The sequence below is a fragment of the Psychromonas sp. KJ10-5 genome, assembly GCF_055808325.1.
Genome location: NZ_CM147864.1, coordinates 3,907,116 through 3,915,130 on the forward strand (window position 1 = coordinate 3,907,116; position 8,015 = coordinate 3,915,130).

The following is an 8,015-nucleotide window of genomic DNA, read 5'->3' on the forward strand; positions in this document are numbered from 1 at the left end:
GATAATAACTCCATTACATTTTTGTCAATGGAGTTATGATGAAACATTCCCTATCTAAATTATCCCTGATTGGTAGTTCCCTGTTACTCTCTGCCTGTGTGACTTCTTCGCCGACTGGGCGTAATCAAGTTTTGTTATTTGATGGTTCGGAAATGGCAACATTGGGAGCTAATTCCTTTGAAGAAATAAAAAAACAGGAAATCATTAATCAAGACCCTGCTGTTAATGCCTATGTCCAGTGTGTGAGTAAGCAGATAACCGATACTTTGGGTGCCCAACCTGATTTTGATGAATGGGAAGTAGTGGTTTTCGACAGTGAACAGGTTAATGCCTTTGCTTTACCTGGTGGAAAAATCGGTGTCTACACAGGGTTGTTATCTGTGGCCAAAACTCAGGATCAGCTTGCGACAGTAATTGGCCATGAAATAGCTCATGTACAAGCAAATCATTCTAATGAACGTTTATCCTCAAGCCAAATAACAGGTATTGGAACCTCTGCTATTGGCGTTGCTGTTAGCGGCAGTGAATACTCAGAAATAGGCTTAGCAGCATTAGGTTTAGGCGTTCAATATGGCATTACTATGCCTTATGGAAGAGCTCAAGAGTCGGAAGCAGATATTGTAGGTTTACACTTAATGAGCGAAGCGGGTTTTGACCCATTACAAAGTGTAGAGTTATGGAAGAATATGGCCATTGCGTCGGGTGGGGCAGAACCGATGGAGTTTTTATCAACCCATCCTTCAAATACAACTCGCATTAATGATTTACAAAGTGAATTGAAGAATCTTAAACAAACGAGTTTTCAAGCGCCTAACTGTCGTGCTTAATGACACTTGTAGTGTAATGCAAACAAAAATGCCGAATCAATTGATTCGGCATTTTTAATTAAAACGTTAAATTAAAGGTTAGATAGAATTGCATCTACCGATGCTTTTGCATCACCTAATAACATTTCAGAGTTCTCATTAAAGAACAGTGGGTTTTGTACGCCAGCGTAACCAGCACCCATCGAACGTTTAAAGACAACTACTTTTTCAGCTTCCCAAACATTAAGCACTGGCATACCTGAAATCGGTGTACCTGGCTCATTTGCTGCAGGGTTAACGGTATCATTTGCACCAATAACTAATACTACATCAGTTTCAGGGAAATCTTCGTTGATTTCATCCATCTCTAATACAATATCGTAAGGTACTTTTGATTCAGCAAGTAATACATTCATGTGTCCTGGTAAACGACCTGCAACTGGGTGAATACCAAAACGTACGTTTTTGCCTTTAGCACGTAATTGTTTAGTAATTTCAGCAACAGGATATTGTGCTTGTGCAACAGCCATACCGTAACCCGGTACGATGATGATGTTTTTAGCCGCTTTTAAAGACTCTGCAACTTGTTGTGCTGTTGTTTCTGTATGCTCACCGTACTCTTGGTCGCCTTGTGCAAATTCTTCATTACCAAAACCACCTAAGATTACGCTTACAAATGAACGGTTCATTGCTTTACACATGATGTAAGAAAGAATCGCACCACTTGAACCTACTAAAGCACCTGTGATGATCAGTAAGTCATTTGCTAGCATGAAACCAGTTGCTGCCGCAGCCCAACCCGAGTAAGAGTTAAGCATTGATACTACTACTGGCATATCTGCACCACCAATAGAAGCCACTAAATGCCAACCGAATGCTAAAGCAATTACAGTCATAATGATAAGTGCTGTTAAGCCTAAATCACCGCTAACAAAAGCAACTAATAGAAGTGCTGCTGCAGTTACTGCTGCAATGTTGATCCAGTTTTTACCAGGTAGAGATAGTGCTGCACTGTTTACTTTACCGCTTAGTTTACCGTATGCAACGATAGAACCAGTGAAAGTAACTGCACCAATAAAGATACCTAAGAACACTTCAACATCGTGAATAGTTTGCGCAGCTGGTGCTAAAACAGCATGATCTAAGTATGAGTTGAAACCAATGAAGGTTGCAGCCAAACCAACGAAGCTGTGTAAAATAGCGATTAGCTCAGGCATTGAAGTCATTTCAACTTTTAATGCTAAACGTACACCGATACCAGCACCAACAGCCATTGCGATAGTGATGTAACCTAAGCCACTCACTTGTGAGCTAGCAATAGTTGCACCGATCGCGATGACCATACCGATAATACCGAATAGGTTACCGCGTTTTGCACTTTCTTGGCTGCTTAAGCCGTTAAGGCTACCAATGAATAGGATAGCCGAGATGATGTACGCAGCTGTAATTAATCCTTGAGACATGTTTATTTATCCTTCTGGAACATTTTCAACATACGGTGTGTCACGGTAAAGCCGCCCACTATGTTGATGGTTGCAATAAGAATTGCAACCGTTGAAAGAGCTGTGACCACGTTATTGTCACTACCAACTTGCAGTAGTGCACCGATAATGATGATGCCACTGATTGCGTTTGTTACACTCATTAAAGGTGTATGTAGTGAATGTGCAACATTCCAAACTACACCGTAACCAACAATACATGCCAGTATAAATACAGTGAAGTGTGCTAGGAAGTCTGTTGGTGCAACACTTGCTAACCAACCAAATAGACCAGCAGCAACAACAGCAGCAGCAGGTTTAATCCATTTGTTTGGTTCTTTTTCTTCTACAACTTCTTCTACTTTTTCTTCCGCTTTTGGCGTAGGTGCAGCACTTACGTTAATTGCTGGTGGTGGCCAAGAAATTTCACCTTCTTTAACAACCGTTGCGCCACGGATAACTTCATCTTCGAAGTCGATGTCAATTTGACCATCTTTGTTTTTACAAAGCAGTTTCATCAAGTTAACTAGGTTTGTTGCGTATAGTTGGCTTGATTGTGTTGGTAAACGACTTGGTAAGTCGGTGTAACCTATGATTTTAACGCCATTTTCAGTTTCAAACACTTGGTCTTTTACTGTTAATGCTGCGTTACCGCCAGCCGCTGCTGCTAAATCAACGATAACACTACCTGGTTTCATTGATTTGATCATGTCTTCAGAAATGATCTTAGGCGCTGGTTTACCTGGAATAAGTGCTGTTGTAATGATGATATCAACATCTTTAGCTTGCTCAGCCATCATTTCAGCTTGCGCTTTTTGATAACCTTCACTCATTGTTTTAGCGTAACCAGTGGTACTTACTTCTGTTTCCTCAACGTAATCTACTTCAAGGAATTCACCGCCCATACTTTCAATTTGTTCTTTTACTTCAGGGCGAGTATCGAATGCTCGAACGATTGCGCCTAGACTACCAGCAGCACCAAGTGCAGCTAGACCGGCAACACCAGCACCAACGATCAACACTTTAGCTGGTGGAACTTTACCCGCAGCAGTGATTTGACCTGTGAAGAAACGACCGAATTGGTTCGCAGCTTCAATAACAGCACGGTAACCTGCAATATTAGCCATTGAACTAAGCGCATCTAATGCCTGCGCACGAGAAGTACGAGGAACACTATCCATCGCGATAACGCTGATCTTTTTAGCTTCTAGTTGTTTTAATAGTTCTGGATTTTGAGCAGGCCAAATAAAGCTAACTAATGTTGCGCCTTCTTTGATTAATTGAATTTCTGCTTGAGTCGGAGCATTAACTTTAAAGATAATATCTGATTGTAAGACAGCTTCAGCTTCAGTGCTAATTTCAGCACCCGCTTCTTGGTAAGATGAATCAGAAAAGCTTGCCGCTGATCCTGCGTTTTGTTCTACAAGAAAGGTGAAACCTTGTTTAATTAATAGTGCAACAGTACTAGGTGTTGCCGCTACGCGGTTTTCATTTTCTTGGATCTCTCTAGGTATACCTATCTGCATAGTAATTCCATGATCGCTTATTGTTAAAGATTGTTATCGAAGTTTATTTTGGGTGTCATTTAAAAAATGCAGCTGACACAAATCACCTGCATTTTTTAAATAGCGCTAACACCACAAAGCCAAGATAACGCGTTTGATTGTTTTATAAACTTGTCGATTAATTGTGTATTACGACAATTTTCAGCAAGTTAAAGCTTAGTGAAAAATAAGGGCGAACGCTACCATTTTAAGGTTCTTTACATAGTTTTTATGCAACATAAAGGTTACTTAATATAACCATTGATAATAAGTAACCTTAATTGTAAATCTAATGTTAATAAATAAAGGCAAAAGGTTAATTTTCATGTTTGTTTGTTAAATTTATAAAAAAGGTGGCGGGCATTCAAAACTAACACGTAATTCTGTAGAGGGGTGAGTAATAGTGATGCTCGCAGCATGTAATGCTAAGCGATTTGGTGAATATTGTTTACCAAATTCAGTCGCATAGAACTCGTCGCCAACAATAGAATGACCTAATTGTTGCATATGTACACGTAACTGATGAGTTCTCCCTGTTAACGGAGTTAATTTGACTAGTGTAGTTTGTTTTTCTCTTTTAACCACTTGCCATTCAGTTTGGGAGCTTTTTCCTTGTTCAAAGTCAACGATTTGACGAGGCCTATTTTCCCAATCACAACGTAAAGGTAAGTCGATTAATCCACTGTCTTCTTTAATAATCCCTTCAACGCGTGCAAAGTAGGTTTTATCGATGACTTTTTGTTGAAACTGACGTCCCATGTGGCTTTGTGCTGATTTGCGTAAAGCTAAGATAATAATGCCAGAAGTGGCCATATCCAATCTGTGTACAACACAAGCTTCAGGCCATACACGCAATACTCGTAATGCCAAACTGTCTTTATGCCAAGGGTCTCTACCTGGAACGCTTAATAATCCAGAAGGCTTATTTAATACAACAATATCCTGATCCTGATGAATAATATTTAAATAAGGGGACATTGGTGGGTTATAAACAAAATTTGGCATAAATAGTTACCGTTGTAGTGAACTGTAAAAGGCTACCAGAAAATTCTAATAGCCTTTATTTGTTGATATTAGATTATGTATGAGTAGAAACGATGAAACGGATTGCATCTAATTTCAGTTGGGTATTATCTAAAATCTGCTCGAAGTTACTTTGTTGATCACGAATATGTTGGATCTCTTCTTCACGAATATTAGGGTTAACAGCTTTTAATGCTAATAAACGATCTCTTTCTTGTTGTAGCGTATGTTGCATATTTTGTTTCGCTTCATCAAGAATGTCTGCCATTAACGTTTGTGCGGTAGGCAGAGATTGCTTAATTAGTTGATGGATTAGGGCTTGAGAAGCATTCGCTACTTTACGACTAATATGGCGATTGATTGGGGTTAACTGGCGATCAAAGCTATCAAAAGTTACATTTTCACCCAAGTTTTTAGCATTTTTGTCTAATAACAGGCGGATTGGTGTTGTTGGCAAGAAGCGACTTAATTGTGCATTATCAGTATTTAGTGCTTCAACAACATAGATTAACTCAAGGAATGTTGAGGCTGCTGGTAATGAGTTATTTTTTAAGATGGCAACAGAAGTCGTACCGGTATCTGAGCTTAATACCATCTCCATACCATGGCTGATTAATGGGTGTTCCCAAGTTAAGTAGGAGACATCGTCGCGACTTAATGCTGTTTGGCGGTTAAATGTCACTGTAACGCCTTCTTCTGGTAAGCCCGGGTAATCACTTGCCAACATATTACTAGTAGGTTTTAAGATTAAGCACTGATCGCTGCTGTCTTCTTGTTGCACGCCTAACACATCAAACATCTGTAGTGCAAAACCAGTGAAGTGCGGTAATTGATCAATTTCTGTTATGTCATCAAGCAAATTACTATTTTGTAAAACACCACTAGAGTTAATTTCTAATAACTTATCTCTACCTTGTTCTAAGTTAGCTTTAAGTTCTGAGTTTAATGCAGCAGTACGTTTGATTAATTGACCTAGTTGATCTTGGGCGTTATCGCCGGTAGCTAATAAATTAATTAGTTCATCTTTCACTGACTCATAGACAGTATGTCCAGTAGGGGTGGTTTGTGTGAAAGCAGATAGACCTTGTTCATACCATTGTTGTAAAAACTCCTGAGAGGTGTCTTTAAGATAAGGGGTATAAATTTGGATATCACAGCGCTGTCCAATACGATCTAAACGTCCAATACGCTGCTCAAGCAGATCTGGGTTAATTGGAAGATCGAATAAGACTAGGTGGTGAGAAAACTGGAAGTTACGACCTTCAGAACCAATCTCAGAACAAACCATAACCTGTGCACCATCTTCTACTTGTGCAAAATATGCTGCCGCTTTATCACGCTCAATGAGCGATAAGCCTTCGTGGAAAACAGCTGCTTTGATCGCTTCACGTGTACGTAATGCTTCTTCAATTGCTAAAGCTGTTTGAGCTTGAGCGGCAATGATCAGAATTTTTTCATTTTTATTCTGTTGTACAAGGTCAATGATCCAGCTGATACGTGGATCAAAAGCACACCAAGAATTATCTGTAGATGCTTCAAATGCTTGATAGATTTGCTCTGGGTAAAGTGCAGAGAATGCTTGTTGCTCCAAATTACCAACAGGCATCATTTTTGATACCTTCAGTGCTGTTTTATATTGTTCTGGTAACGTTAACGCGACTGATTTCAATAAACGTTTAGGAAAGCCTTTAATCGCAGAACGGGTATTTCTGAATAATAAACGGCCTGTACCATGTCTATCTAGTAAGCCACGGATCAATTCACGTTGTGCCACTTGTTGCTGCTCTGGGTCAACGGTAATATCTGAAATGGTTTTAAGTAGTGGCTCTACATCTTGTTCTGATAAAAGTTCAGTAATACTGTTTTTGGCTTCATCTGTTAAGAACTTACCATCAAGTAGCTGGTTAACAGCTTCAACAACGGGTTTATAACCTGCTTCTTCGTTTACAAAAGCTTGGTAATCATAAAAACGATTTGGATCAAGTAAACGTAAACGTGCGAAATGACTTTCGTGGCCTAATTGATCTGGTGTTGCCGTCAACAATAATACACCTGGAACTTCATTTGCTAACTTTTCAATTGCATTATATTGTGGACTTGGCTTTTCTTTATCCCAAATTAAATGATGTGCTTCATCTACAATCATCAGATCCCAAGTTGCTAGCAGTGCATTTTTTAAATGCTTTTGTTTACGAAGTAGATCAATACTGCATAAAACAAGTTGCTCAGTATCAAAAGGGTTAACTGCATCTAAATAAGCTTCCTCACAACGTGATTCGTCAAAAATACTAAAGTGCAAGTTAAAGCGACGTAGCATTTCTACTAGCCATTGATGCTGTAAATTTTCAGGTAAAACAATCAATACACGTTTAGCACGACCGGTAATTAATTGTTGATGCATAATCAGGCCTGCTTCAATAGTTTTACCTAATCCCACTTCATCTGCTAATAAAATACGTGGAGCATGGCGTTGACCTACTTCTTCCGCAATATAAAACTGATGCGGAATAAGGTCGACACGTGCACCTAATAAACCACGTAAATGAGAACGTTGTTGTTCATGCTGATTTAATAAAGATTTATAACGTAATACAAAGCGATCAAACTTATCAATTTGACCTGCAAATAATTTATCTTGAGGTTTATTAAACTTAATAAAGTTATTAAGAAAGGTTTCTCTTAACTGGGTTTCTTCACCGGTATCTTTACGTGTACCGATATAAGTAATGATATTTTCGTTTTCTTCTATATCTGTTACTAATAAAGACCAATCAGCATGGCTTAATACTTCATCTCCAATATTGAAGCGTACACGTGTTACTGGTGCTTCTTCTATCGAATAAAGGCGTTGCTCACCTGAAGCTGCAAATAACAGCGTTAACATACGTCCTTCTATTGCGACTACTGTACCTAAACCTAACTCTGATTCAGCGTCACTAATCCAACGCTGGCCTAACGAAAATGTCATAAAAACTCACTCATTAATTGTAACTAAACAAAACTTAATAGCAGAAAAGGCGCGTATGTTACCTAAATCCTATTCAAAGGTACTAGTGATAAATCTAATAAATAGATAAAAATAAAAATAGCATATAAATGAAGGATAATAGATGGTTTGTATGTTAATTAAGCAAACGAATTTAAATTGTAAATAATCGCAA

Annotated in this window: 5 protein-coding genes; 1 reads left to right on the top strand and 4 read right to left on the bottom strand. The window is 38.7% G+C overall.

All coding sequences use genetic code 11. The features are described 5' to 3' along the window. Nucleotides 1-38: 38 nt before the first annotated feature. Complete coding sequence (locus tag AC0L3W_RS17220) at nucleotides 39-827, top strand: M48 family metallopeptidase (protein ID WP_409440393.1); 789 nt, start codon at nucleotides 39-41, stop codon at nucleotides 825-827. A 71-nt stretch (nucleotides 828-898) separates the two neighbouring features. Here the strand turns inward: AC0L3W_RS17220 and pntB are convergent, their stop codons facing one another. The 4 genes from pntB to rapA all read right to left on the bottom strand — a co-directional run bounded on the left by pntB (nucleotide 899) and on the right by rapA (nucleotide 7,822). Next, complete coding sequence (gene pntB, locus AC0L3W_RS17225) at nucleotides 899-2,269, bottom strand: Re/Si-specific NAD(P)(+) transhydrogenase subunit beta (RefSeq protein ID WP_290039109.1); 1,371 nt, start codon at nucleotides 2,267-2,269, stop codon at nucleotides 899-901. Between the two features lie 2 nt (nucleotides 2,270-2,271). Continuing rightward, nucleotides 2,272-3,813: a Re/Si-specific NAD(P)(+) transhydrogenase subunit alpha gene (locus AC0L3W_RS17230; RefSeq protein WP_409439969.1), complete on the bottom strand. Its 1,542-nt coding sequence runs from the start codon at nucleotides 3,811-3,813 to the stop codon at nucleotides 2,272-2,274. 360 nt (nucleotides 3,814-4,173) lie between these two features. After that, nucleotides 4,174-4,836: an RluA family pseudouridine synthase gene (locus AC0L3W_RS17235; RefSeq protein ID WP_290039111.1), complete on the bottom strand. Its 663-nt coding sequence runs from the start codon at nucleotides 4,834-4,836 to the stop codon at nucleotides 4,174-4,176. A gap of 73 nt (nucleotides 4,837-4,909) precedes the next feature. Next, a complete protein-coding gene (gene rapA, locus AC0L3W_RS17240; protein ID WP_409439968.1) occupies nucleotides 4,910-7,822 on the bottom strand; it encodes an RNA polymerase-associated protein RapA in 2,913 nt (970 codons plus the stop codon). Nucleotides 7,823-8,015 lie beyond the last annotated feature (193 nt).

Coding starts and splice junctions, on each gene's coding strand:
- AC0L3W_RS17220 (WP_409440393.1), top strand. CDS start 39: ATGAAACATTCCCTATCTAAATTATCCCTGATTGGTAGTTCCCTGTTA.
- pntB (WP_290039109.1), bottom strand. CDS start 2,269: ATGTCTCAAGGATTAATTACAGCTGCGTACATCATCTCGGCTATCCTA.
- AC0L3W_RS17230 (WP_409439969.1), bottom strand. CDS start 3,813: ATGCAGATAGGTATACCTAGAGAGATCCAAGAAAATGAAAACCGCGTA.
- AC0L3W_RS17235 (WP_290039111.1), bottom strand. CDS start 4,836: ATGCCAAATTTTGTTTATAACCCACCAATGTCCCCTTATTTAAATATT.
- rapA (WP_409439968.1), bottom strand. CDS start 7,822: ATGACATTTTCGTTAGGCCAGCGTTGGATTAGTGACGCTGAATCAGAG.